Raw genomic sequence first — 25,628 nt, forward strand, 5'->3', positions numbered from 1 at the left:
ACCGTCGGGTTCACCGGTCGTCCCGCGAGCCGTCGCCCGGCATGACGTAGCCGCTGGTCCCGGGCGGGGCGTAGGGACAACCCTCTCCAACTCGCGGGGTGGCACCCCCAGGAGCAGGGGCCGCACCATGTCGGGCGACCGGCCCGTGGCGGCACTGTCTTGGGCATGGGCGAACGGGCACAGAGCAGGCGACAGGGCAACGCGCTGGAGAGCGATTCCCGCCTACGCGAACTGATGGACACCTACCAGCAGCCGCTACTGAGGTACGCGCAGCGACTGACCGACGGCGACACCGGACGCGCCGAGGACGTGGTGCAGGAGGCGTTCCTGCGGGCGTGGCGGCACCTGGACCAGCTCACCGCCGATCGGGGGTCGGTGCTGGGCTGGCTGCGCCGGGTGGTGCACAACCTGGTGATGGACGGGTACCGGATGAAGAAGGCCCGGCCGACCGAGGTGGACATCGAGAACGCCGCCGAGGTGTCCACGGCGGACCCGATGGCCGGTGTGGTGGACTCCCTGCTGGTCGAGCAGGTGCTGCGCGGGCTGTGGCCGGAGCACCGGGCCGCGCTGGTGGAGACGTACCTGAACGGTCGGACCGCGGCCGAGATCAGCGCGACGCTCGGGGTGCCGGTCGGCACGGTCAAGAGCCGGTTGCACTACGCGCTGCGGGCAGCCCGCAAGGCGACGGCCGGCCACCTGCTCTGCGTCGCGTGAGCCGCTGGACGCGACCGTGGCGGACGGCCGCCGCGGCCCACGAGCCGGGCCAGCCGCCCCGACCGGAGCCGCCTACAGTGAGGGGCATGCGCCGCTCGACGCAACAGACCGACGGGCCGTCCCCGGGGCCGCCGGACGACGTGGCCCGGGTGATCGACGCGGTGCACGGCCTGCCGGGTCGACCACTGCCGGGAGTGCAGGCCGAAGCCCTGGCCCGGACGCTGGGCGGGTGCCTGGGGGCCACCACGGTCACCATCGCCCTGTGGCTGCCCCTGCCGGCGGGCCACGACGCCGACGCGGCGGCCGAGCACACCGTCCAGGAGTACCGCTGGCCGGCCACCGACGCCGAGGCGGCGGCAACCGGGACCGGGGCGACGCCGGTGCGGCTGTGTGACGGTGAGCAGGTCCTGGCCGACCTCGTGGTCGAGCCGCCGGTGGCGGCCGAGCGGCTGCGCCGGTGGCCCGAGCTGCACGCGGTGACCCGCCTGCTGGTCAGCGACATCCAGGCCCAGCTGATCACCGAACGCGCGGAGAGGCTGATCGGTCAGAGCACCCTGCTGCTGGCCGACACCCGGCTGCGGGCCGCGGGCGAGATGGAACACCAGCGGTACCAGCTGGAGCGCGACCTGCACGACGGCGCCCAACACCACATGGTCGCGTTGCAGATGTCACTGGCCATGGTGGAACACCAGCTCGACGCCGGCAACGCCGCCGAGGCGGGCCAGCACCTCGACCGACTGCGGGAGCTGCTGGCCAGCACCGAGGAGGTGCTGCACACCACCGCGACCGGCCTGCTGGCACCGTTGACCGACCACGGTCTGGTGGCCGCGTTGACGGCCCGGCTGGAGGCGCTCGACACCGTCACCCTGGACATCGACCCGGAACTGATCGGTTACCGGTACCTGCCCGAGGTGGAGGCCGCCGTCTACCTGGCCTGCCTGGAGGCGGTCAGCAACGCGCACAAGCACGCCCCGGGTGCCGCGGTCACGTTGACGCTACGTACCTCCCGCCGGGGCCTCAGCTTCGAGGTGGCCGACACCGGGCCGGGCTTCGACACCGAGGGCCGGATGCCGCTGCGCCAGCTCGCCGCCCGCCTGGCCCAGGTCGAAGGCACGCTGACGGTGCGGTCGAGCCCGACCACCGGCACCCGGGTCACCGGGCTCGTGGCGATCTGAGCCGTCCCGCCGGCACCGCCGGACCGCCCGCCCGTGCCGGACGCCGGTCACTCGACGCCGTCGGTGAGCAGCCGCTCGCACGTCCGTACCAGCAGCGCGCACGCACTGCGCCCGGCCAGTCCCGTGTCCGGCGTCAGGGCCTGGGCCCGCCAGAACGCCAGTGCCCGGTTCGCGGCCCGGGTCACCTCCCCCGGGTCCGCGTCACCGGCCAGGCCGAGCCGGGACCGCGCGTCCGGACCATGCGCGCCGAGCAGGCGCACCGCCTCGTCGTGCCCGCGCGGCAGCCGGATCCGCCCGCCCTGCAACGCCTGCAACAGGTCCAGCTCGGGTATCTCGTGCGCGCCCGCGACGGCCGCCTCCACCGCCCGGGCGAACTGGTCGTCCAACTGCCCCGTGGTCAGGCAGGTCACCAGTGCGCGCAGCGCCCACCGGGCGGCCAGCACCCCGGTCCGGGCGCATACCCGGGTGCGCAGCGCCGCCTCGATCCCGGTACCGCCGTCCGGGGCCGCAGGCCAGTCCACGACCGCGTCGCACATCGACCCCGGTTCCGGCGGTGAACCGGCCGTCGCGGCGGTGCCCGCGCGCAGCGCGCAGATCACCACCGGGGGGAACCCTTCCCCGTACGGCGACCGCAGGGCGGTCAGGAACTCCGACTCCGCCGCGCTGGGCGGCCCGGACAGCGCCAGCACGACCGCGTCGGGGGGCCCGTCGGCGGTTCCCGTCCAGCGGCGCAGCCGGGCCGCGAGGTCGGCGTCGACGTCGTCGCGGTGGTGCAGCAGTCGCAGCCCGCGCAGCGCGTCCACCGGCCCCTCCACCAGGATCCGCTCCACCCCGGCCGCCGCGCCCGGCCACGCGGCACCGGACCAGTCGGACAGCCGGACGGGCCGCCACGGTGGTGCCCCGCGAGCCGGGTCCAGCGTGATCCGCGGGTACGGCTGGTACTGGTAACCGGTCGGCGGGACCACTCCGGCCGGTGGCTCCCACCGGGCGGTGCCGGCCGGCCCGCGCAGCGCCGACAGCAGCTCGGACGCCGGGGCCCCGACCACCACCACTCTGGCCCTACCGTCCTGCCGGTCGACCGCGACCCGCAGCGGCGGGCTGTCCACCGACGCCTCCCGGCTGGTCACGAGCAGGGTCAGCAGGCGACGCACGGAAACACCGGCCAACAGCTCGGGCTCGGCGGCGGCCTCGGCCGACTGCGGCTCGCCCGGCTGCGGCTCGCCCGGCTGCGGCTCGCCCGGCTGCGACTCGCCCGGCTGCGGCTCGGTGGTACGCGCAGACTCCGGCCAGTCGCCGCCGAGCCGCTCCGGCAACAGGATGTCCACCACGGTCGGCTCATCCCGGCCGGCCCGCTCCACCCGCAGCCGGCCGCCCAGCGCGGCCAGCCGTCGGGAGTCGTCCCGCAGCGCCACGGCGACCTCGGCCGGCTCGGTGCCGGCCCGCTGCGCGCGGATCGTCAGCACGCCGCCGGACCGGCCCAGGTCCAGGGTCACCGGCTGCTCGCCGCCGCTGGCGCCCAGCGCCGCCGCCGCGGACGCGCCCGCCTGGTACAGCCCGGACTCGACCTCCCAGCCCTGGCGCCGGCCCAGTTCGCCGCTGAACACCACCGGCACGGGCAGCGTCGCGGTGACCTCCTCCAGCGCCGCACGCACGCCGGTACTGCGCAGCACCTGCGGGTACACCCCGCGGACGACGGACCGGAACTGCTCGATCATCTCGCCCAGCCCGGCCCGGATGCCACCGGCGATCTCCGTGGCCTCCGGGGAGCCGGCGCGCAGTGCCCGCTTCAGCTCCGTGGTGCGGTCCAGGATCGCCTGTAGCTGCCGGCCGGGTGTCGCGGTGACCGCCGTGGCGAGCCGGTCGCGTTCCACCGCCTGCACCGTGAGCAGCTCCAACTGGGTCGCGCCGACCCGCTGCACCGCCCGGTCGACCCGGTCCCGCACGGCGATGCACGCCGCCCGGTGGCGGGCCTGGCGCAGCAGCAGGCCGACGCAGACCGCCGTCTCACCCAGCGACGCCGTCCCGGCCAGCGAATACCGGGGGTCCTCCGGGTGTGCCAGCACCAGCACCCCGTACCGGGCCCCGCCGTCGGTCACGTCCGCCGTCGCGACCACCCCGGCCGCGTCCAGCAGCAGGTCCGGGTCGGCTACCGGATTCGGCAGCGCGCCCCGCCCCCAGCGTCGGGACTGCCATGCGACGGCGGGTGCCCAGGGTGGGCCGCTGGTGCCGGGTGCCGTCTCCGCCGGCAGCCACAGTGCCGCGTAGCGCACCGTGTGCGCCTGGGCGAGTTCCCGCAGCAGCGTGCGCAGAACCGGCCGGTACCCGCCCAGCGGGTCCTGCGGCCCGGCCGGCGCGGGCAGCGCACCCGAGGACGCCATCTGGACCAGGGCGGTGAACGACCCGCCTGGACGGGACGGATGCGCCCGCTCGCCGCCGGTGGCCCCAAGCACGGCTCTAGTCCGCCATCTGGTTCGAGCGCATGTACGCGAGCACCGCCAGGACCCGGCGGTGGTGCGCTGCCGACTCGGCCGGCAGGTTCAGCTTGGTGAAGATGCTGGCGATCCGTTTCTCGACCGTCTTGACGGAGAGGAACAGCTCCGTCGCGATCCCGGAGTTCGACCGTCCTTCCGCCATGAGTCGCAGCACGGCGCGTTCCTGCTCGGTGAGATCGGCCAGCTGACTACGTACCGGGGGACTCGGCCGGTCCACCAGGTTGGCGGCCAGGACCGGCTCGATCACGATCTCACCGGCGGCGATGCGCACCAGCGTGTCGGCGAGCACGGCTACCCCGGCCACCTGGTCCTTGAGCCGGTACCCGATCCGCTCGGTGCCGATCTCCAGCAGCCGGAACAGGTAGTGCGCCTCGGCGTGCTGGGACAGCAGCAGCAGCCCGACGTCGGGGAACCTCGCCCGTACGCGCTGGGCGGTGTCCAGTCCGCCGTCCGCGCCCGGCGGCATCCGAATGTCCATGATGGCCACGTCGACCGGGGTACGGGCCATCAACTCCAGCAGCCGGTCGCCGTCCTCCACGCAGCCGACCACCGTGTGCCCGGCAGCGGACAGCAGCAGTTGCAGGCCCTCCCGGAACAGCGCGCCGTCGTCAGCCACCGCAACGTCCATGGCCCGCCTCCCGACCTCGACACCGGCGATCTTGTGATCCCCCAATACAGTGGCGTATCGGCACGGCGTTGTCACGGTCGACCATGACGTCGCGTGGTGGCGGCGGCCGGGCCCGGAAACTCCCGCAGCCGGTCCACGGGCACCGCTATCTCAGCTTCAGGTTCCAGGCAGTCACCGCCGCCACCGGGTCAGCCACCGTCGTGATGCCGGTGCCGCCGGTGAGCCCGACGTGCGCCTGCCCGGTACCGACGATCCGGCGCAGGTCGACGAATGTCGTCAACAGCGGCCGGGCCGGGCGGAAGCCGGACGTCCCGCTCACGTAGACCCGCAGTCGGTGCAGCCGGGCGTCGTAGTCGATCCACACGTTGACGACGCCCCTGCCGTACAGGCTGAAGCCCGGCTCCTTCCACACGAGGTGCCGGGTGACGTCACCGTTCCTGGTCACCGCGACGTGCTGGCGGTCGACGGGGTCGAACCGGTTGGGCCACGTGTCGAACTCGACCGCCAGGCTCGGCTGGATCCTCGGCCGGCCGGTGTCCGGCCGGGCACCGTACCCGAGCCCTTCACCACTGCTCCCGCGCGCGGTGCGGGACTGGCCCTGGACCACGAACGCGATCCCGTCGCTGATCTTGCTGATCTCGAAGGAGAACCCCGTGCTGAAGGAGCGGGACGGGTCGATCCTGGTGGTCGCCCACGCGCTGCCCGCCCGGTCCCGCCCGGACGCCAGCACCAGCCGCCCGTCCGCGACGGTCGCCGACCCGTTGAGCCGCAGGTTGGCGTCGTCGCGGAAACCCTTGAACGAGAACACCGGCGCGACCTTGCTCATCGGCATCCGCACCGTCGGTGGCCGGGTCCGGCCGGCTGTCGGTGCCGGTGCCGCCCTGGTCCGCTCGTGGGTCGCCGGTGCCGCCCTGGTCCGCTCGTGGGTCGCCGGGGCGGACGGGGCTGCGTTCGCCAGCACCAGGGCGGTGGGCGCGTCGAGCGGCACCGCGTCCGGGTTCTCGGCGGCGTCGCCCGTCGAGAACGCGAAGGCAGCGGCGGCGGCGACCACCGCGACCGCCGCCGCCCGCGCGACGCCGGGCCGCGAGACCTGCCGTCGGGATGGAGGCCGGTTGAAACGGCCAGAACGTGCGAACATCACGTCAGCTCCCGCCTCGTGAGCGCACACCCGTGTCGTCGTCGTGTGTCACGCTCCCTGCACGTGCCGGAAACGGGTCACGGTTCACGGGTATCAGCGCTCTACTATCTCGGCACACTGCCGAATCCCCTATGGAAGGGGCCTCCATGTCTCCTCGGCGGAAAGCGCACATCGCGTGGCTGATCTCGGTCGTCGCGGCGCTGTCGCTGACCGCGGTCGGTGTCGCGGCGATCCGGGACGCGGACGCCGTGCCGGCTCCGTGCCATCCCGACGTCGACGGGAGGCCGGACTGCGTAGACACGAAGAAGCAGCTCACCGGGGCGGCGCCCACCGCGCAGGGCCTCGCGCTGAGCAGTCTGGACATCCGCCTGATGCCGCTCGGTGACTCGATCACCTACGGCGTGGAGAGTGCCGACCGGAACGGCTACCGCGACGAGTTGTACGACTACCTGAAGGGCAACGCGCGGCACGTCAACTTCGTCGGATCGGCGAAGACCGGGTCGATGAAGGACAACGACCACGAGGGCCACCCCGGCGACCGGATCGACGAGATCGCGGGCGTCGCCGACTGTAGCGTGCCGCGCTATCAGCCGAACGTCGTCACGCTGCACGCCGGCACCAACGACATCAGCCAGAACTCCGCGCTGCCGTCCGCGCCCACCCGGCTCAGGAACCTGGTCGACCAGACGCTGGCCGACTCACCACGGGCCACGGTGCTGGTCGCCCAGCTCATCCCGATCGGCAAGGCCGGTTTGCAGTCGCGCATCGACGCGTACAACGCGGCGCTGCCCGCCGTGGTGCGGGACCTTCAGGACCAGGGCAAGCGTGTGCTGCTGGTGGACATGAGCAGGGTGCTGGTCACCGACGGTCTGCAGAGCGACGCCCACCCGAACGACGATGGCTACGCCAAGATGGCCGCCGCCTGGTACGAAAGCGTGCTCGAGGCGAACCGCAGGGGCTGGATCCAGGCTCCGCTGCCGGAGAACGCCCCCACCGCCTGCTCACCCGGAGGCTCCGACGACCCGGCGCTCGGTGCGGGGTGGCGCACGCTGGGCGTGATCGCCCCCGGCTACGGCGGCACCCCCGGCCGTACGATCATCGCCGAACTGAACAGCGACAAGCGGGCCGACTATGTCCAGGTCTACCCGGACGGCAGCTTCCGCGCCTCGGCGAACACGGTCGGCACGCCCGGGAAACCCGACTGGGTGGACGTGGGCAGGTACGCCCCCGCGGCACAGCTGACGGTCAGCGGCGACGAGGTGCGGTTCGCCGACCTCAACGGGGACGGGCGCGACGACTACCTCGTGGTCGGTTCCACCAGCGTGGTGCGGGCGTACCTCAACGTCAAGGGCCCGGGTGGCAGGCTGGCGTTCGTCCCCTGGGGGATCGTCTTCCGCGACGCGTCCTTCAACCGGAACAACCTGCGCTTCGCGGACGTCACCGGAGACGGGCGTGACGACCTGCTGCGGGTCGGCGCGAAGGGCGCGGTGCACGCGTACCGCAACATGTGGGACCCCGCCACCGAACGCCAGGCGGGCAAGCCACAGCCGCCGGCCTGGCGGTTGTGGCTCAACTGGGCCGGCGGCACCCGGGGCTCGTCGCTGGAGGCGGTCCGGTTCGCCGACGGCGACGGTGACGGGAAGGCCGACTACCTCCAGGTCAGCGTCGACGGCGGCGCGGTGCACGCCTTCCTCAACCGTGGCGGCGGGGGCAACGGCAGCTTCCAGGCCCGCCACGACTGGGCCCACGAATCCGGCTACCCCCGCCCGTACATCCAGTTCGCCGACATCAGCGGCGACGGGAAGGCCGACTACCTGGTGGTCGACCGGGGCGGCGCGGTCCGCGCCTGGCTGAACCGCGGCGGCAACTAGGCGGCGGCTCCCACCGGGCGGCGCCGGTCGCCGCCTGGGGCTAGCCGGTCCCGCCGGCTTCCGCTCCGGCGGCCCGGCGGGCCCGGGCCCGCCGCTTCCCCTCGTGCATGGCCTGGACCCGGGCCACCGGGATGGTGTGCCCCTCGGCCACCAGGTCCGCCGGGAGCCGCTGCGGCGCGGGCATCCCCGCCGACCACGGATCATGCGCGGCGACCAGCGCCGGCACGGTCCGGAGGGTGAAGTCGGCCGGCGTCACGTCGGCGAGATCGGCCCAGTCGACCGGGAAGGAGACCGGAACGCCGGGACGCAGCCGGGGGCTGTACGCGGCGACCACGGTCGCCCCGCCGGCCCGGGTGGAGTCGACGAAGACGCGACCACCCCGGTCCTCGCGGATGAAGGCGGTGGTCGCCAGCGCCGGGTCGATCCGCGCCGCGCGGGCGGCGAGGGCCCGGGTGGCGGCGGCGGTGTCCGCCGGATCGGTCCCCGGGTCCACCGGCACGAAAACGTGCACCCCCTTGGCCCCGCTGGTCTTGACCGCGCCGGTGAGACCCACGTCGGCGAGTGCCTGCCGGACCAGTCCGGCGGCGGCCACGGCCATCCCGAAGGCGTCCGGATCGGGTGGGTCGAGGTCGAGCACGAGGTGGGTGGGGCGCTGCGGGTCGTCGGCGGTGGCGAGGGTCGGGTGGTACTCCACCGAGCGCTGGTTGGCGAACCAGAGCAGGGTGCGGCGGTCGTCGCAGAGCGCGTACGACACCTCGCGGTGGGACGCCTCCGCCCACACCGCCACCCGGCGTACCCAGTCCGGGGTGTAGCGGGGCAGGTTCTTCTGCAGGAACGGGGCCTGGCCACGGAGCGCCCGGACCACCGAGAGCGGCCGGTTGCGTAGTGCCGGAAGGAGCCGGTCCCGGACGGCGTCGAGGTAGTCGACCAGGTCCCGCTTGGTGAGGTCGGAGCCGGCGACGAGCGGCTGGTCCAGGTTGGTCAGGGGGACACCGTCCCGTACCTCGTCCGCAGCCGTCATCAGCCCACCCTCCCGGCCGCCCGCCCCGCGCGCAACCGGAACGGCCGACCCGCCGTACGCCCGCGTGAGCAGCGCCCGTCCCGCCCTGCCCGCCGTTCGCCGACGCGATCCCGGTGACGCTTCATCCCATCTCAGCCGATGCGGGCGTGATGTGGCGAACACCACGGCCCCGATCTGACCGATCGGTCAGCTCCTGACCGATCGGTCAGGCATCCTCGGTGAAGGAGGTGGCCAGGTGGCACGGTCGGTACCGGAGACCCACGACGAGATCCTCGCCGCGGCGGCGCGGCGGTTCGCGGTGACCGGGTACAAGGGCACGTCGTTGCAGGACATCGCGCGGGAGGTGGGCTGTTCCAAGGCGGCGGTGCTCTACCACTTCGCCAACAAGGAGGCCATCCTCACCGAGCTGATGGCCCCGGCGATCGCCATGCTGCTGGCGCTCGACGAGCGGCTGCTCGGGTCGACCGGGCAGAGGGCGCAACGCGACGCCGTCGAGGGCTTCGTCGAGCTGGCGCTGCGCTTCCGCCGGGAGATCGCCCTCCTGCACGGCGAGTTCCCCGAACTGCTCCAGCACCCCGCCTTCGCCCACATCCAGCGCTGCTCCGACCGGCTCCGCGACGCCCTGGCCGGCGGCTCCACCCGGGCCGAGGCACAGGTGGCCGCGCTGATCGTGCTCGCCGGGATCGCCGCCGCCTGCGCGGAGTTCCCCGACCTGGACGACGACGAGCTGCGCGCCGCGCTGCTGGCCGTCGCCCGCCGGGCCCTCGGGCCCCTCGACTGACCCACCACCGGCGTCCGTTTTCCATCCACGACCCCGAGGACAGGACAAGGAAACCCATCATGGCGACCCTGTTGTACCGGCTCGGCCGGGGCGCGCTGCGGCGACGGCGACTCGTCGTCACGCTCTGGCTCGTCGCACTGATCGGGCTCGGCGGGGCTGCGGCGCTGTTCCGCGGCCCGACGTCGAGCGACTTCACCATGCGCGGCACCGAGTCGCAGGAGGCCCTCGACCTGCTGGCGAAGGAGTTCCCGGCGGCCAGCGGCGCCACCGGCACCATCGCCGTCAAGGCACCCGCGGACGGGCAGCTCGGCACCCCGGCGGGGCAGGCCGTGGTCCGGGAGCTGGTGCAGGAGGCCGGCACCCTGCCCGGCGCGGTCGGCGCGGTCGACCCGTTCCAGGCCGGAGCGGTCTCGCCGAACGCCCGGTACGCGCTGGTCCAGGTGCAGTTCGCCGGTGGCGCGGACGAGGTCACCGACGAGCAGCGCGAAGCGTACGAGAAGGTCGGCGAGCGGGCCGAGAGCCAGGGTTACCAGATCGCCCCCGGCGGTGAGGTGCTCAACGCCGAACCGGAGGTCGGCTCGACCGAGGCGCTCGGTGTGCTGGTCGCCCTGATCGTGCTGGTGGTGACCTTCGGCTCGCTCGTCGCGGCCGGGATGACCATGCTCAACGCGCTGATCGGCGTCGGGGCGGGCATGGCCGGGCTCTACGCGCTCAGCGCCGTGATCGACCTGACCAGCACCGCTCCCATCCTGGCACTGATGCTCGGCCTGGCGGTCGGCATCGACTACTCCCTCTTCATCACCTCCCGGTACCGGCAGAACCTGCTCTCCGGGCTCTCCCCCGAGGAGGCCGTCGGCCGCGCGGTCGGCACCGCCGGCTCGGCCGTCGTCTTCGCCGGGGCGACCGTGGTCATCGCGCTCGCCGGGCTGGCCGTGGTCAACATCCCGTTCCTGACCGTGATGGGTCTCGCCGCCGCCGGCACGGTCACCGTGGCCGTGCTGGTCGCGATCACCCTGCAACCGGCGCTGCTCGGCTTCGCCGGCAACCGGGTGCTGCCCCGCAGGCTGCGCGCCGCCGTCCCGGCCAAGGTGGGCACACCGGCCAAGGAGGGCCGGTCGGCTGAGGTGGGCACGTCGGCCGGGGAGGGCACGTCGGCCGAGGTGGGCGCTGAGGCAGCTGCCGCGGCCGAGGACCGCTCCGGCTTCGGGTTCCGCTGGGCCCGGTGGGTCACCCGGCTGCGGATCCCGGTCATCCTGGCCGGCCTGCTCGGGCTGGGGCTGCTCGCCGTTCCCACCACCGACATGCGGCTGGCCCTGCCGGACGCCGGCACCGCTCCGGTCGGCTCACCGGCCCGGACCTCCAACGACCTGATCACCGAGGGCTTCGGGCCGGGCTTCACCGGCCGCCTGGTGGTGGTGGTCTCCGGTGACTCCGCCGAGCAGGCCGCCGCTGCCCTCCCCCGGGTCACCCAGGAGATCCAGGGCACCGAGGGCGTACTCGCGGTGGCCCCGCCCCAACTCAGCCCGGACGGCCGGACCGCGCTGCTTGCGGTCATCCCGAAGACCGGCCCGACCGACCAGGCGACCGAGACGATGGTCCACGACATCCGGGGCGCGGTCGGCGGGATCGACGGCGTCGACGTGCTGCTGACCGGCGTCACCGCGATCGGCATCGACGTGTCGGAGAAGCTCGCCGACGCGCTCCCGGTCTACCTGCTGCTCGTCGTCGGCCTCTCCGTCCTGCTGCTGATGCTGGTGTTCCGCTCGATCCTGGTGCCGGTCAAGGCGGCCCTGGGCTTCCTGCTGACCGTCGCGGCGACCTTCGGCATCACCGTCGCGGTCTTCCAGCAGGGCACCCTGGCCGACCTGGTCGGGTTGGACACCCCCGGGCCGCTGATCAGCTTCCTGCCGATCCTGCTCATCGGCATCCTGTTCGGGTTGGCCATGGACTACGAGGTCTTCCTGGTCTCCCGGATGCGCGAGGACTTCGTGCACGGGGACACCGCCGCCCAGGCCACCATCAACGGGATGGGCCACGGGGCCCGCGTGGTCACCGCCGCCGCCCTGATCATGATCTCGGTCTTCGGGGGCTTCGTCTTCCTCGACGACCCGGTGATCAAGTCGATGGGCTTCGCACTCGCCATCGGTGTCGCCATCGACGCCTTCGTGGTGCGGATGACCATCGTCCCGGCGGTGATGTCGCTCCTCGGCGACAAGGCGTGGTGGTTGCCCCGCTGGTTGCAGCGGACCCTGCCGAACGTCGACATCGAGGGCGAGGGGCTCCGCGCCCACCTCGACGAGAAGGCCACGACCGGCGCCCGCTGAGCTGAGCTGGCTCGGCTGAGGCTGGGCTGGGCTGGGCTGGGGTGAGGTGGTAGCAGGGGCCCCCTGCAGTACAAAAAGCGGTAACAGGGGGCCCCTGCATCCACGCCAACCGCCACCAGCCCCCGCCGGGCGGCCACGGCTGACCCGCCGGGCCGGTACGACTCAGGTGCCGGCCGGGTACGTCTCCAGCTCACCCGGGGTGGTCAGGGCGGGCAGCGGGTGCAGGGCGGTGGTCTCGTCGCACCAGACGAAGGCGTCGTAACGCTCGCCCAGCCGGGTGGGCACGTAGTTGGACCGCGACTCCAGGGACGGGTCGTAGACCACCCCGATCGCCCGGTGGTCGACGGTGTCGGTGACCCAGTCCGGCTGGTCCGCGCCGTCGAAGACCAGCACCGATCGCTCCGGCAGCAGCTCGTGCAGCCGATGCTCCAGCGAGCCCGGGCGAGCCGGCGGGGCGGTCATCGTCTCGGCCGCCGATCCCCAGCGCGGCGCGGCCACCAGGCCACCCCGGTAGCTACCGAACCCGACCAGCACCACCGCCGCGTCACCGTGCCGTTCGCGGGCGAGTTGCCCGAGGTTGACCAGGCCGGCGCGGGCCATGTCGGTGGCCCGGGCGTCGCCGACATGGGTGTTGTGCGCCCAGACCACACCGCGGGAGCCGGGTCCGTACCGGTCCAGCAGCCGGTCCAGGGTGTCCGCCATGTGGATGTCGCGGACGTTCCAGGACTCCTCCCCGCCGGCCACCATGACCCGGTAGTACCGCTCCGCGCCCGCCACCACCTCGGCGTTCTGCCAGGCCGAGAAGCGGTCCGCGCCGTCGGCGGTGGCCTGTTCCCGGGTACGCGCCAACAGGCGCACCACCTCCTCCTCGCAGCGCGCCGAGACGAACCGGCTGGCCAGTCCGTACTCCTCGGGTCGCTTGCCGTACGGCTCGAAACAGCGGTACGCCTCCTGCGCGGCCTCCAACGACGCCGGGTCCTCCTCGCCCAGGTAGTCGAAGATGGCCTGCATCGACTCCCAGAGGCTGTAGACGTCCAGGCCGTGGAAGCCGGCGCGGCCCGCCTGCCCCCGGTCCACGTTCCACGCGCGCAGCCAACGGCAGAAGCGGGCCACCTCGGCGTTCGCCCACATCCAGGTCGGCCAGCGCTCGAAGCGTTCCAGCGCGACCAGCGGGTCGGCGGCAGCGCGCGGGGCGGCGGTGACCGAGCGGTGCACGCGGTCGCAGTCCGGCCAGTCCCCCTCCACCGCCACGAAGGAGAAACCGCACTCCGCGATCAGCCGGCGGGTGAGCTGCTCCCGTAGCCGGTAGTAGTCGTAGGTGCCGTGCGTCGCCTCGCCGAGCATGACGATCCGGGCGTCGGCGACACGCGCCAGCAACGGGTCGAAGTCGCTCGGTGCGCCGAGCCGCTGGACCAGCATGTCCGCGGCTACCCGAGGCGGGTCGGCGCAAACCCGGGGTGTGCGCCGACCGCCAGCGGGTAGCCGTCGTCCATGACGGTCACCGACGGGCAGTGGTGGGAGTACCTGACCGGACTGGACTACCCGGTTTCCCGGGAGGACCTGGTCCGTCGGGCCCAGGAGGTCGGCGCGGGCACCGAACTGCTCCAGGCCCTCCGGGCGTTGCCGGTCGGGGAGTTCGCCTCCGCCGACGAGCTGACCGACGCACTGGCCACCCTCGCCTGACCGCCGGAACGTCGGGCGACGGCGCCGGTCAGCCCCGTCGGGCGTGCAGGCGCCGGTCAGCCCCGTCGGGCGTGCAGGCGCCGGTCAGCCCCGTCGGGCGTGCAGCAGCCGGAACAGCACCAGCCACTGCTCCGGCCAGACCGCGCCGACCGGGGTCGCCGGGTCGAGCCGGACCGCCCGCAGCGCCGCGTCGACTCGGGGCCTCGGGTGCGCCGCCCGCAGCGAGGCCGCGAGCGAGCCGCCGACCCCGCCGAAGCCCAGCTCCACCATCCTCCGGTACGCCGGCAGCGCCACCGTCGGCAGCAGCGGCTCCGGCCGTCGTTCCAGGCGCAGGATCCCGGCGTCGACCCGGGGCACCGGGCGGAACGCCGTCCGGGGCACCCGACCGGCCAGCCGCCAGGAGAACTCGGGCCAGGTCGAGACGGTCAGCCGGGTCCACCTGCCGTAGTCCCCGCTGCGCTTACGGGCGTATTCGAGCTGGGTGAGCAGGGTCGCGGACCGCAGCCCCGGTGCCGCGAGGCACCAGCGCACCACGGCGGCCGTCAGTGACCAGGGGATGTTGCCGACCACGGCGAACGGCTCCTCCGGCGGTGCCACCGTGAGGAAGTCCACCGGCCGGTGGTCGACCCTGGGCAGCGCCGCGCACACCGCGGCCAGGTCGGCGGTGACGGCCGGGTCGACCTCGTACGCGACGAGTCGCCGGCAGCGGGCGGCCAGCGGCCGGGTCAGCTGGCCCCGACCGGCACCCACCTCCAGCAGCAGGCCGTCCGGGTCGGGGCGGGCCGCCCGGACGAACCGCGCGACGGCGGCCGGGTCGGTGAGGAAGTTCTGGGACAGTACGCGACGGGAGCGGTCGCGTGCGGTGGTACGAGTTCGGCGGGGCGCCACGGGTTCGTCCTGTCTGCCGCCGGACGGCGGCGATGCGGACAGGCAGCGCGAAGCGGGGCCTGTCCGAGCGGATCGGGACTCGGACGACCCTGGGCAACGGCGGCACACGCGACACCAGCCCCACCCGCTGAGGTGCATGCAGGGGCCCCCTGCTACCGCTTTTTGTCGTGCAGGGGTCCCCTGCTACCAACCCACCCCGCACGGCGGCAGGGTGACGGTGGGGAACGGCTGCACTGCGGGGCCACCGCACGGCCTGTGCGGCCGGCGGTTCAGGACCGCGTCAACTCGGACGCGGAGCGGTCAGGCGTGGTGGGCGTACCGGCCGGCCAGGGCCGGACGCCGGACTCGCGGGCGGGCCGTCAGAAGCTGGCCCCACGCGGCCGGCATCGCGGCCACGTCGATCAGGGCATGCGTGATCATGTCCGCACCCTAGCCCCCGCCCTGCTCCTTTTCCTTCCCTTTTCCCCGTGCGGACGTTTCACGACGGACGACGGATCCGAATACGACTGGCATCCCCTGGAGAAGCGCTGGGTGCAGGGGATGGATCCGTTCACCCTGCCGGACTACTGAGTCGGCGAGCAGCCCGGACGATGCGTCGCCGTGACTCGGGTGGGTGGCCTCGGGCGTCAGGAGAGGACGATGGTCCGCAAGGTGGCGCGGGACTCCTCGGCGGCGGCGAGGACGGCGACCACCTCGCGGCCGAAGCGGACGTCGCAGTGGTGGTCCCGGGTACCCGCGTCGATCTCCTCGACCAGTTGGTCGACGGCGATACCGAAGGCGGCGACCGGGCTGCCGTCCCCGGGCGGCAGGACCGCGACGCCGTTCTCACCGAAGAAGACCACGTCCCGGGTCACCGCCTCCGGCGGTGCGTCCAGGGTCAACGACATCGCGCTGGTGGCCCCGCCGTCGTGGGTGAGCAGCAGGTGCACCAGCCCACGCGGCCCGTCCGTGGCGGTCACCCTGGTCACCCGCCCGAGCACCGGCAGGACCTGGGAGAGCGCGTGCGGGCCGATGTCCCAGAGCGCGCCGTGCTCCCGCCGCCAGGCCGAGTCCGCGTACGGCGTCTCCGGCTCGAAGATCGAGGAGAACAGGGTGGCCCGCGCGTGGTGCCAGCCGCCCGCGGCGGCGGTCGCGCCGAGGAAACCCACCACGTTCGGGTGGAAACGTTGGGTGAAGAAGACGATCGAGGCGACGCCGGACTGCTCGGCGGCGGCGACCACCCGGTCGGCGACGGCCCGGTCCAGCGCCAACGGCTTGTCCAGCAGCAGGTGCCGTCCGGCGGTGGCGGCGCGGACCGCGATCTCCGCCTGCACGTCCGGCGGCAGGGCCACGGCGACCGCGTCCACCGCGTCGATCAGCGCGTCCACCTCGTCGTACGTGGGCACGCCGTGCCGCCGCGCCAGCGCGGCGGCCTTCTCCGCGTTACGCCCCCACACCCCGGCCAGCTCGGCGCGTGGATGCGCGGACAGTGCCGCCGCGTGCGTCTCCGCCGCCCAGTGACCGGTGCCGAACAGCCCGAACCTCAGCAACCCGCACCCCCATCGCTCGTGCGTCCCGACCGGTGGCCCGGCCCGCGCCCTACGCTAGTGCGCCCGCCGAGCGGACGCAGCCGAGCCGCAGGGTGCCCCGAAGGCGACCGGGACGCTGAGTACGCTGTCCCGGTGACCGAGGTAGGGACGGGGTGGCCCCGTTGACCAGTGCCGCAGCCGGCTCGCCCGTGGACGGGGTTCTCGCGACCGTCACGATCGTGCTGTCGCTCGTACTCGCGGCGTGGAGCCTGGTGACGGCGGCCCGCAACCGGCCGCCGGACCGCACCCACCTGCTCGGCCTGGCCGTGCTGGAGACCGCGCTGCTGGCGCTGACCGTGGTCGCCCTGGTGGCGCTCGGCGGGGGCGACCGGCCGGGCGAGCCGGGCGCGTTCGCCGGCTACCTGGTGACGTTGGTCTTCCTGCCGCCGCTGGCGGGGGTGCTGGCGAGGATGGAGCCCACCCGCTGGGGCGCGGCGATCATCGGCGTGGTCTGCCTGGTGCTCCCGGTGGTGGTGGTCCGGCTCCAGCAGACCTGGGCGGTCGTCGGTGGCTGACCGACCGGAGACACCATCAGCGGCGGACCGGCCGAGGGCCGCGTCGGCGGCGGACCGACCGGGGGCCGCGTCGGCGGTGACGTCGGCCCGGACGCCGGAACGTGCCACCAGCCGGGGGCCGGGACGGCTGCTGATCGCCGTCTACCTGCTCTTCGCCATCGCGGCGACCTCGCGGGCCGGACTCCAGATCCTGACGAGGTTCGACGAGGCCCCGCTGGCGTACCTGCTCTCCGCGCTGGCCGCGGTCATCTACATCGTGGCGACCGTCGGGTTGGCCCGGGGCGGGCGCGCCGGTCGCCGCACCGCCCTGGCCTGCTGCACGATCGAGCTGGTCGGGGTGCTCGGGGTGGGCGCGCTCAGCCTGGTCGACCCGGCACTCTTCCCGGACGACACGGTCTGGTCCGGGTTCGGCAGCGGCTACGGCTACGTCCCGCTGGTGCTGCCGGTGCTCGGCCTGCTCTGGCTCCACCGCACCCGGCACGAGCGGACCTGACCCACGCCTGACTCCCCGCCCGAGCGGAGGCCCCGGGCAGGGAGTCAGCGGGACACGGATCAGTCGCGGGGGCCACCGGCGACGTAGACGACCTGACCGGAGACGAAGCCGGCCCCCTCGCTGACCAGGAACGAGATGGTGTGCGCCACGTCCTCCGGCCGACCGACCCGGCGGACCGGGATCTCGGCGGTGGCGTGCTTCTGGAGGTCCTCGAAGTCCACCTTCATCCGGGCGGCGGTCGCCGCGGTCATGTCGGTGACGATGAAGCCGGGCGCGACCGCGTTGACCGTCACCCCGAACGGGCCCAGTTCGATCGCCAACGTCTTGGTGAAGCCCTGGAGACCGGCCTTGGCGGCGGCGTAGTTCGCCTGCCCCCGGTTGCCCAGCGCCGAGGTGCTGGAGAGGTTGACGATGCGCCCCCACTTCTGGTCCACCATGTGCTTCTGGGCGGCCTGGCTGAACAGGAACGCCCCGCGCAGGTGCACCCCCATGACCGTGTCCCAGTCGGCGTCGGTCATCTTGAACAGCAGGTTGTCGCGGAGCACCCCGGCGTTGTTGACCAGGACGGTCGGCGCGCCCAGCTCGGCGGCGACCCGCTCCACCGCCGCCGCGACCTGACTCCGATCGGACACGTCCGCGCCGACGCCGAGTGCCCGGCCGCCGGCCGCGCCGATCGCCTCGACGGTCTCCTTCGTGGCGGACTCCTCGATGTCGACCACGGCGACCGCCAGGCCGTCGGCGGCCAACCGGCGGGCGGTGGCCGCGCCGATCCCCCGCGCGCCTCCCGTGACGATCGCGACCCGTTGCCCCACGGCCATACCTACCTCCCAGTAACAAGGCGACCTCCGCACCCTACCCCTCGTGACGGCACCACGCGGACCCCGGCGCGGGGAGCGCGGTGCGGCCGCGCGGGAGGGCGGCGACGCCGCTTGGGCTGAGGTGCCTGCAGGGGACCCCTGCTACACAAAATGCGGTAACAAGGGGCCCCTGCAAACGCGGGAAGCGGGCGCACGAACCGCGCGGGAAGCAGGCGCACCGACCGCGCGGGAAGCGGGATCCGCGGCGGCGGTACCGGGTCAGGAGGACCAGGCGCGACGCAGCCGGATCCAGCGGTAGCCGTAGCCGGCGATCCGCAGCGCGTCGAGCTTGCCGGTCCCGCCGTAGTCCCGGTCGGTGAGCACGTCGACCGGGAGGTCGGCCTCGGGCTCCAGCATGCTGAGGTCCACCGTCGCGTCCCGCGTACCCAGGTTGTGCAGGAAGAGCATCGTGCCGGTCACGCCGTCGGCCCGGTGGGCGAGCACGCCGGGCGGCATCGGCACGTCGATGTGGGTGGTGGAACCGGAGCCGATCTCGGGGGCCTCACGCAGCGTCCGGATCATGCGCTCGAACCAGGCCAGCAGCGAGTTGCGGTCCCGGCGCTGCTCGGTGACGTTGACCTTCTCGTAGCCGAACTCCCCCTTGTCGATCACCGGACGGACCAGCTTCTCCGGGTCCGCCGTCGAGAAGCCGGCGTTCGGCTGGTACGACCACTGCATCGGGGTACGGATCGCCTGCCGGCCGGGCAGGGAGAGGTCCTCGCCCATCCCGATCTCCTCGCCGTAGCGGAGGACCGGCGTGCCACGCAGGGAGAACTGGAGGGCGTACGCCAGCTCGATGCGGTGACGGTCGTTGCCGAGCATCGGGGCGAAGCGGCGGCGGATGCCCCGGTCGTAGATGCGCATCTCCTTGTCCGGGCCGAACTGCGCGTACACCTGCTCACGCTGCTCGGCGGTGAGCCGGGAGAGGTCGATCTCGTCGTGGTTGCGCAGGAAGGTGGCCCACTGCCCGCCGTGCGGCAGGGCCGGGGTGTCCCGCAGCGCGTCGATCACCGGTTCCGGGTCCTGGCGGGCCAGGGCGAGCATCAGCCGCCCGTTGAGCATGAAGTCGAAGAGCATGTGCACCCGGTTGGCCGAGCCCGCGCCGTCCCCGAAGAACTGCGGCAGCTCGTCCGGCTCCACGTTGGCCTCGGCGAGCAGGACCGCGTCGCCCCGCCGCCACTGCACGTGCTGGCGCAGCTCGGTGAGGAACTCGAAGTCCTTCGGCGAGTTGGCGTTGCCCGGTTCGGTCAGCTCGATGATGAACGGCACGGCGTCCATCCGGAACCCGGAGACACCGAGCTGGAGCCAGAACGACATGATCTTCTTGACCTCGTTCCGGACCTCCGGGTTGGCCATGTTGAGATCCGGTTGGTACTTGTAGAACCGGTGGTAGAACCAGGCCTTCGCGGTCCGGTCGTAGGACCAGGTCTCGTGCTGTTCGCCCGGGAAGACCATGCCCTGGAAGCGGTCCGCCGGCTCCTGCTCGGACCAGACGTACCAGTCCCGGTACGGCGAGTCCGGCGACGACCGGGCCGACTGGAACCAGAGGTGCTCGTCCGAGGTGTGGTTGACCACCAGGTCGATGATCACCCGGATGCCCCGGTTCGCCGCCTGGTGCAGCAGTTCGGCGAAGTCGCCGAGGGTGCCGAAGCGCGGATCGACGTTGTAGAAGTCGGTGACGTCGTAGCCGTCGTCCTTGTTCGGCGACGGGTGGATCGGGTGCAGCCAGAGGCAGGTCACCCCCAGCCGGGCCAGGTAGTCGAGCCGACCGATGAGGCCCCGGATGTCACCGACCCCGTCGCCGTCGGAGTCCGCGTACGTGTCGATGTCGAGGCAGTAGACGACGGCCTCGGAGTACCACCTGTCACCCATGCCGTCGTACCTTCTCCTGTCGATCACCACGGCAAACACGAGCACGCCTCGGCCGGGCGGGTAACCTGCCGGGCATGGAGCGTGAGGACGGGTCGCAGCCGGTGGACTGGGCCGAGGGGAGCTGGCTGCGCCCGCCGGTACGGGTCGAGGCGACCCCGGACGGTGGACTGCTCGTCGAACCCGCCGCCGGCAGCGACCTGTGGCGGCACACCAGTTACGGATTCGTGCACGACGACGCCCCGGCCCTGCTCGCGCCGTTCCCCACCGGCAGCGCGGTCGAGGTGAGCTTCCGGCTCGACTACACCGAGCAGTTCGACCAGGCCGGCGTGCTGGTCCGGGTGGACGAGGAGCACTGGACCAAGGCCGGCGTCGAGGTTTCCGACGGGCAGGCGCAGCTCGGCGCGGTGGTCACCCGGGGCGTCTCGGACTGGTCGGTCGCGCCGGTGCCGGAGTGGGTCGGCCGGGAGGTGACGGTGCGGGCGAGCCGGGCCGGCGACGCGCTGACCGTCCGCGCCCGGGTGGACGGGCAGCCGTGGCGGCTGGTCCGCCTCGCCCCGCTGGCTCCGACGGCGGTCGCCACCGTCGGCCCGTTCTGCTGTTCACCGACGCGCGGCGGGCTCACCGTACGCTTCACCGGCTGGCGTCGCGGCCCGGCCGACGCCGCCCTGCACGACTGAGCCGACGCCGCCCTGCACGACCGAGCCGACGGCCGCTGCGGACGGTCCCACCGGGGAGCGGTGCCGGCTGCTGGTCCGGGGCTGCCGGTGGCGGGCGACACGAACAGGTGTGGCCGGCCCCCAACCGGGTAGGACCATCGGATCGATTGGACTCCCGGCGGAAGGACGCGCATGGCACTCGCCGACAACGTCGACCCGGCTCAACTCGGCGGGCTGACCGGCTGGGTGGCCGGCGTCATCGAGGCGATGGGGGCACCCGGGGTGGCCCTGCTCGTCGCCCTGGAGAGCATCATCCCGCCGATTCCCAGCGAGATCGTCCTGGCACTCGCCGGCTACCTGGCCGGCGAGGGCCGGTTCAACGTGGTGGTGGTCTGGCTGGCCGCCACCGTCGGTTCCCTGGTCGGCGCGCTCGTCCTCTACTGGGTCGGTGCGGTGCTCGGCGAGGACCGGCTCAAGCGCTGGCTGGACCGGCTCCCCCTGGTGGACCGCGATGACCTGGAACGCGCCGACCGCTGGTTCGAGCGGCACGGCCGCTGGGCGGTGCTGTTCGGCCGGATGGCACCGGTGGTGCGCAGCCTGGTGTCGATCCCGGCCGGCGCGAACCGGATGCCGCTGATGGAGTTCAGCCTGCTGACCACGCTGGGCAGCGGGATCTGGAACGCGATCTTCGTCGGGCTCGGGTACGCCCTCGGTTCGCGCTGGCAGCAGATCGACAAGTACAGCTCCTGGTTCGACTACGGCATCCTCGCCGTCTTCGCCTTCCTGATCGCCAGCTGGGCGGTGAAGAAGGCGCGTCGCCGCCGGGCGCGGCGCGACCGGCAGTCGGTGACCGCCGGCCGCTGACCGCGCCCGCGACGTCGGCTCAGGGCAGCGTCGCCAGGTGCGGCTTCACCGTACGGGCGAAGCCGTTGCCGTTGCTGACGTCCCAGTTGATCGACCACGTCATCGCGCCACGCAGGCCCGGGTAGGTGCGCGGCGGCCGGAAGCTGCCGCAGTTGGTGCCCTTCGCCAGGCAGTCCATCGCGGCGTTGACCACGCTGGGCGGGACGATCCCGCCGCCGGCCGCGCCCGGACCGGCGGGCAGCCCGAGCGCCACCTGGTCGGGGCGGAGCCCGGCCTCCAACTGGATGCAGGCGAGCGCGACGATGAAGTTCACCGTGCCCTGCGGGTACGCGGCGTTCTGGTCGCAGCCGAGCATCGCCCCGGAGTTGTAGTACTGGGTGTGCACGACGGTGAGGATGTCCCGGATGTCCAGGGCGAGCTTGAAGTAGCCGCCCGCCGGGGACTGCATGTCGATGGTCTGCGGGGCCATCGTGATGATCAGGTTCGCGCCGACCTTCGCCCGCAGCGAGCGCAGCGCCTGCCCCATGTACGTCGGGTTCAGGCCGTTCTCCAGGTCGATGTCGACCCCGTCGAAGCCGTACCGCCCGATGAGCGCGTGGACGCTGTCGGCGAAGGCACTGGCGCTGGCCGCGTCGTTGACCGCCACCCGGCCGGTCTCGCCACCGACCGAGATGATCACCTTCTTCCCCCGCGAGCGGAGGGTCTGCACGTCCGCCCGGAAGTCGGCGTCGGTGTAGCCGCCGAGGGCCGCCGACAGGCCCGGATCGACGGCGAAGGTGACCGCGCCGGGGGTGGCCGTCGCCTCGGCGAAGGCGACCGCGACCACGTCGTACTCGCTCGGCACGTCGCGCAGCCGCAGCTCGACGGCGGGGTTGTCGAAGTTGTGCCAGTAGCCGGTGAGCACGTGCTTGGGCAGGCCGGAGGTGGGCGGTGGGGTCGTCGGGGGCGGGGTCGTGGGCGGCGGTGTCGTCGGCGGCGCGGTGGTGGTGGGCGGCGGTGTGGTCGGGGTGGTCCCGCCGCAGGGCGCGCCGTTGAGGGTGCAGTTGCCCGGTGCGCCGGAACCGGTGGCGACGAAGCCGAAGGACACCGACGCGCCCGGGGCGATGCTGCCGTTCCAGGAGCGGTTGGTGAAGGTGTACCGCTGGCCGGAGGAGGTGAGCAGGGCGTCCCAGTAGGTGCCGACGCTGGTGCCGGTCGGCAGGTCGAAGGTGAGGCTCCAGCCGTTGATGGTGCTGCCGCCACCGTTGGTGATGGTGTACTTCCCCTCCCAGCCGGTGCCCCAGTCGGCGGTCTTCGCGAAGGTCGCGCTGGCTCCGGCGGCGAACGCGGGCATCGCCACCCAGGCCGCGCCGAGGGTCGCCACCAGTGCGGCGACCAGGGAGAGGACAAGAGATCGGGAACGCTTCATACGACCCTCCAGGCCCGAGCGGGCATCCATGGATGTCAACAGGTCAGGTAATTATCAAGAAAGTTAACTGTTTCTGTCCAGGGTCGGGGGCGAGGTCGGTCGGCCGCGACGCAGCACGGTGTGCTCCAGTGCGGTGAAGGCGGTGGTGGTGACCAGGTAGAGCACGCCCGCCAGCGGCACCACCAGCGCGACCGGCAGCGTCGCGTACGGCAGCAGCGGCAGGATGCGGCCGACGGTCGCTCCCAGGTCCCCGGCCACTCCACCGACCGCTGCCGGCCCGCCGGACGAGACCGGCCCACCGGACGACGCCGGTCCACCGGACGAGACCGGCCCGGCGGACGCGGACGATCCGCCGGACGACGCCGACCCGGCGGCCATGGTCCGTCGCATCCGGCGCGACGCCAGCCAGGCCAGGGCCAGCAGCGCCGCCAGGAGTACGCCCCAGACCGGTCCCGCCGCTCCGGCGAGGCCGTCGCCCAGCTCGTGCCCCAGCGGCACCCCGACCAGCCACCCGGTCAGCGGCGACTGGTCGCCGGCGGTGAAGAGGCGGTACATGACCAGGAAGAACGGTGCCTGGAGCAGGGCCGGCAGGCAGCCCGCCAGCGGGCTCGCCCCGGCGGAGCGGTACAGGTCGAGCAGTTCCCGCTGCAACCTGACCGGGTCGTCGGCGTACCGGCGACGCAGCTCGCCGACCTGTGGGGCGAGAGCGGCACGACGGCGCTCCCCACGGACCTGGGCGACGGTGAGCGGTGCGATCAACAGCCGGACCGCGACGGTGAACCCGACGATGGCGACGGCGGTGGCCGCCCCGCCGGACAGTGGCGCGAGCGCGGTGGCGAGCGCGGAGACAGCGTGGGACGCGACGTCGACAGCGGCGTCGAGTGGTGCGAAGGCGAGCATGGACGTACCCCTCGGTGCGATTCCGGTCGGATGTCCTCGACGGACGGGTGACGGGCGGAATCGACCGCGTGCGCGGAGCCGACGGTGCGGACCGGCGGGCCCGCAGGTGCGGGGCCGATCGGTCGACGGACGGCGGGTGGAGGTGCCGGCGGAACCCGGCGACGCGTCACGCGGTCGCGGGGCGTACCCCCGGCGCGCGGGGACGGGCTCGGCCCGGCGCGTCCGGGTCGAGCTGCCGGGGCACCCGACGACGACGGGCCCGTTCCCGCAGGGACCGGGCCCGGCGGACGGCCTGCGGCCCGGCCGTGCCGGCCACCGTGACCAGGACGGCCACCGTCGTGGCAAGCAGCAGCGCGACGCCGACCGCCGCACCGGCGAGCAGCTCGACCGGCCGGTCGGCGAGCACCACGACCTGGCCGAGCGCGGACGCCCAGACCCAGATCGCCAACGACAGCAGAGCCGGCACGGGCCCAGCCTAGGACCCGCTGTCACGTTCCCGACCTCGACGAACCGGACCCGACACGCCGGGACAACGTTTTCCCGCCGCGTACGGCTGGGTAGCCCTGGGCCCAGCACCCGCGGGTGACGCGGGCCGGAAAGAAGGTGGTGAAGGCCGTGACCGGCCAGGTGGCGAAGCAGGACGTGACGAGCACGCCGGACGGACCCGATCTCCTCACCGTCGGCGTCGAGGAGGAGTTCCTCCTCGTCGACCCGCACACCGGCGTGGCCGTGCCCGCCGTCGACCTGGTGATGGACCAGGTGCCCCCCGAGCTGAGCGGCCAGGTCGAGCGGGAGTTCCAGACCAGTCAGATCGAGATCGGCAGCCCACCCGGGCTGGACCTCGGGGCGATCCGGCACTCCCTCGGCTTGCTGCGCGCCGGGCTCGCCGACGCCGCCGAGCGGGCCGGCGTCCGACTGCTCGCCATCGGCACCGGCCCGGTCGAGGGGCCGGTTCCCCCGGTGGTGGACAAGCCGCGTTTCGACCGGATGGTCGAGCGGTTCCGACTGCTCGCACCCGGTCCGGGCAACAACGGCGTGCACGTGCACGTCGGAATCCCCGACCCGGACACCGGTGTGCGGGTGCTCAACCACGTGCGGCCCTGGCTGCCGATCCTGCACGCGCTCACCACCAACTCCCCCTTCTCAGCCGGGGAGGACACCGGGTACGCGAGCTGGCGCTCGGTCGAGTGGGAACACTGGCCCTCGGTGGCCCCGACCCCGTGGCTCGACTCGCACGCGCACTACCAGCGGCTGATCCGGCAGCTCATCGACAGCGGCATGATGCTGGACGAGGGGATGCTCTACTGGTACGCCCGGCTGTCCGCGAAGTACCCGACGGTGGAGATCCGCATCGGCGACGTCTGCCCGTCGCTGGACGACACGATCCTGGTGGCCGCGCTGGTCCGGAGCCTGGTCGGCACCGCGCTGGCCGACATCGCCGCCGACCGTCCGGCTCCCCGGGTCGACCACCACCTGCTGGTCGCGGCGCACTGGCGGGCCGCCCACGACGGGCTGACCGGCAAAGCGGTCGACCCGCACACCGGCGAGGTGGAGCCGGCGTGGGACCTGCTGGACCGCCTGGTCGACCGGGTCCGTCCCGAACTGGTCCGGCACGGCGACGCCGACCGGGTCGACGACCTGCTCGCCGGGGTACGCCGGCACGGCACCGGGGCCGAGCGGCAGCGCGCGGTGTACGCCCGTACCGGTCGCCTCGTCGACGTGGTGGAGGACGTGGCGCGACAGACGCGCGGGGGTTCGCCGACGGTGACAGACTGATCCG

23 protein-coding genes are annotated in these 25,628 nt (G+C 73.3%); 11 read left to right on the forward strand and 12 right to left on the reverse strand.

What is annotated here, in order from left to right; all coding sequences use genetic code 11:
• Positions 1-165: 165 nt before the first annotated feature.
• Together IGA62_RS07085 and IGA62_RS07090 are read left to right on the forward strand one after the other, a co-directional pair.
• Positions 166-714, forward strand: coding sequence for a sigma-70 family RNA polymerase sigma factor (locus tag IGA62_RS07085; protein WP_198501213.1), 549 nt, complete (start codon positions 166-168; stop codon positions 712-714).
• A gap of 86 nt (positions 715-800) precedes the next feature.
• Entirely contained in the window at positions 801-1,889 is a 1,089-nt protein-coding gene (locus tag IGA62_RS07090; RefSeq protein WP_145815712.1) for a sensor histidine kinase, read from the forward strand.
• 47 nt (positions 1,890-1,936) lie between these two features.
• On the opposite strand, the gene IGA62_RS07095 is transcribed toward IGA62_RS07090, so the two are convergent.
• The 3 genes from IGA62_RS07095 to IGA62_RS07105 all read right to left on the reverse strand — a co-directional run bounded on the left by IGA62_RS07095 (position 1,937) and on the right by IGA62_RS07105 (position 6,147).
• Positions 1,937-4,339: a sensor histidine kinase gene (locus IGA62_RS07095; protein WP_190289264.1), complete on the reverse strand. Its 2,403-nt coding sequence runs from the start codon at positions 4,337-4,339 to the stop codon at positions 1,937-1,939.
• A 4-nt stretch (positions 4,340-4,343) separates the two neighbouring features.
• Positions 4,344-5,009 carry a response regulator gene (locus IGA62_RS07100; RefSeq protein WP_145815710.1) on the reverse strand — a complete coding sequence of 222 codons (666 nt, stop codon included), beginning with the start codon at positions 5,007-5,009 and terminating at the stop codon, positions 4,344-4,346.
• Between the two features lie 145 nt (positions 5,010-5,154).
• The gene (locus IGA62_RS07105) at positions 5,155-6,147 is read right to left on the reverse strand and encodes a lectin-like domain-containing protein (protein WP_145815709.1); all 993 of its coding nucleotides are present in this window, start codon (positions 6,145-6,147) and stop codon (positions 5,155-5,157) included.
• A gap of 146 nt (positions 6,148-6,293) precedes the next feature.
• Here IGA62_RS07105 and IGA62_RS07110 point away from each other — a divergent pair, with 146 nt between their 5' ends.
• Positions 6,294-8,018 (forward strand): GDSL-type esterase/lipase family protein, encoded by a 1,725-nt coding sequence (locus IGA62_RS07110; RefSeq protein ID WP_186499723.1) that lies wholly within the window; start codon positions 6,294-6,296, stop codon positions 8,016-8,018.
• A 40-nt stretch (positions 8,019-8,058) separates the two neighbouring features.
• Here the strand turns inward: IGA62_RS07110 and IGA62_RS07115 are convergent, their stop codons facing one another.
• Entirely contained in the window at positions 8,059-9,039 is a 981-nt protein-coding gene (locus tag IGA62_RS07115) for a DNA polymerase domain-containing protein (RefSeq protein ID WP_145815707.1), read from the reverse strand.
• Between the two features lie 235 nt (positions 9,040-9,274).
• Between IGA62_RS07115 and IGA62_RS07120 the strand changes: the two genes are divergently transcribed.
• Together IGA62_RS07120 and IGA62_RS07125 are read left to right on the forward strand one after the other, a co-directional pair.
• Positions 9,275-9,820: a TetR/AcrR family transcriptional regulator gene (locus IGA62_RS07120; protein ID WP_145815706.1), complete on the forward strand. Its 546-nt coding sequence runs from the start codon at positions 9,275-9,277 to the stop codon at positions 9,818-9,820.
• A gap of 59 nt (positions 9,821-9,879) precedes the next feature.
• A complete protein-coding gene (locus IGA62_RS07125; RefSeq protein WP_145815705.1) occupies positions 9,880-12,144 on the forward strand; it encodes an MMPL family transporter in 2,265 nt (754 codons plus the stop codon).
• Positions 12,145-12,306: 162 nt separating this feature from the next.
• Here the strand turns inward: IGA62_RS07125 and IGA62_RS07130 are convergent, their stop codons facing one another.
• Positions 12,307-13,563 (reverse strand): erythromycin esterase family protein, encoded by a 1,257-nt coding sequence (locus IGA62_RS07130; protein ID WP_145815704.1) that lies wholly within the window; start codon positions 13,561-13,563, stop codon positions 12,307-12,309.
• A 72-nt stretch (positions 13,564-13,635) separates the two neighbouring features.
• Here IGA62_RS07130 and IGA62_RS07135 point away from each other — a divergent pair, with 72 nt between their 5' ends.
• Complete coding sequence (locus IGA62_RS07135) at positions 13,636-13,827, forward strand: DUF2795 domain-containing protein (protein WP_091451014.1); 192 nt, start codon at positions 13,636-13,638, stop codon at positions 13,825-13,827.
• Positions 13,828-13,911: 84 nt separating this feature from the next.
• On the opposite strand, the gene erm is transcribed toward IGA62_RS07135, so the two are convergent.
• Positions 13,912-14,715, reverse strand: coding sequence for an ErmE/ErmH/ErmO/ErmR family 23S rRNA (adenine(2058)-N(6))-methyltransferase (erm, locus tag IGA62_RS07140; protein ID WP_145815703.1), 804 nt, complete (start codon positions 14,713-14,715; stop codon positions 13,912-13,914).
• Positions 14,716-15,341: 626 nt separating this feature from the next.
• Entirely contained in the window at positions 15,342-16,244 is a 903-nt protein-coding gene (locus tag IGA62_RS07145; protein WP_186499722.1) for a Gfo/Idh/MocA family protein, read from the reverse strand.
• A gap of 161 nt (positions 16,245-16,405) precedes the next feature.
• On the opposite strand from IGA62_RS07145, the gene IGA62_RS07150 reads away from it, so the two are divergent.
• A complete protein-coding gene (locus tag IGA62_RS07150; protein WP_186499721.1) occupies positions 16,406-16,798 on the forward strand; it encodes a hypothetical protein in 393 nt (130 codons plus the stop codon).
• A gap of 76 nt (positions 16,799-16,874) precedes the next feature.
• On the forward strand, positions 16,875-17,291 hold the full coding sequence (locus tag IGA62_RS07155; RefSeq protein ID WP_091451021.1) for a hypothetical protein: 417 nt from the start codon (positions 16,875-16,877) through the stop codon (positions 17,289-17,291).
• A 59-nt stretch (positions 17,292-17,350) separates the two neighbouring features.
• On the opposite strand, the gene fabG is transcribed toward IGA62_RS07155, so the two are convergent.
• Together fabG and IGA62_RS07165 are read right to left on the reverse strand one after the other, a co-directional pair.
• Complete coding sequence (gene fabG, locus IGA62_RS07160; protein WP_145815701.1) at positions 17,351-18,109, reverse strand: 3-oxoacyl-ACP reductase FabG; 759 nt, start codon at positions 18,107-18,109, stop codon at positions 17,351-17,353.
• A gap of 258 nt (positions 18,110-18,367) precedes the next feature.
• Positions 18,368-20,020 (reverse strand): alpha-amylase family protein, encoded by a 1,653-nt coding sequence (locus IGA62_RS07165; RefSeq protein WP_145815700.1) that lies wholly within the window; start codon positions 20,018-20,020, stop codon positions 18,368-18,370.
• 74 nt (positions 20,021-20,094) lie between these two features.
• Between IGA62_RS07165 and IGA62_RS07170 the strand changes: the two genes are divergently transcribed.
• Positions 20,095-20,697: a DUF1349 domain-containing protein gene (locus IGA62_RS07170; protein ID WP_145815699.1), complete on the forward strand. Its 603-nt coding sequence runs from the start codon at positions 20,095-20,097 to the stop codon at positions 20,695-20,697.
• A gap of 171 nt (positions 20,698-20,868) precedes the next feature.
• On the forward strand, positions 20,869-21,540 hold the full coding sequence (locus IGA62_RS07175; protein ID WP_091451033.1) for a DedA family protein: 672 nt from the start codon (positions 20,869-20,871) through the stop codon (positions 21,538-21,540).
• A 19-nt stretch (positions 21,541-21,559) separates the two neighbouring features.
• Here IGA62_RS07175 and IGA62_RS07180 read toward each other — a convergent pair whose 3' ends face one another.
• From IGA62_RS07180 to IGA62_RS07190, 3 genes are all read right to left on the reverse strand, one after another.
• The gene (locus tag IGA62_RS07180) at positions 21,560-22,948 is read right to left on the reverse strand and encodes a chitinase (protein WP_190289265.1); all 1,389 of its coding nucleotides are present in this window, start codon (positions 22,946-22,948) and stop codon (positions 21,560-21,562) included.
• Between the two features lie 63 nt (positions 22,949-23,011).
• Positions 23,012-23,848: a YidC/Oxa1 family membrane protein insertase gene (locus IGA62_RS07185; protein ID WP_145815698.1), complete on the reverse strand. Its 837-nt coding sequence runs from the start codon at positions 23,846-23,848 to the stop codon at positions 23,012-23,014.
• A 166-nt stretch (positions 23,849-24,014) separates the two neighbouring features.
• Positions 24,015-24,314: a DUF6412 domain-containing protein gene (locus tag IGA62_RS07190; RefSeq protein WP_186499720.1), complete on the reverse strand. Its 300-nt coding sequence runs from the start codon at positions 24,312-24,314 to the stop codon at positions 24,015-24,017.
• Between the two features lie 149 nt (positions 24,315-24,463).
• Here IGA62_RS07190 and IGA62_RS07195 point away from each other — a divergent pair, with 149 nt between their 5' ends.
• Entirely contained in the window at positions 24,464-25,624 is a 1,161-nt protein-coding gene (locus tag IGA62_RS07195) for a carboxylate-amine ligase (protein ID WP_377464340.1), read from the forward strand.
• The last annotated feature ends 4 nt before the right edge of the window (positions 25,625-25,628 follow it).

It is taken from the genome of Micromonospora sagamiensis (assembly GCF_014680085.1).
GTDB classification, from domain to species: Bacteria; Actinomycetota; Actinomycetes; order Mycobacteriales; family Micromonosporaceae; genus Micromonospora; species Micromonospora inyonensis.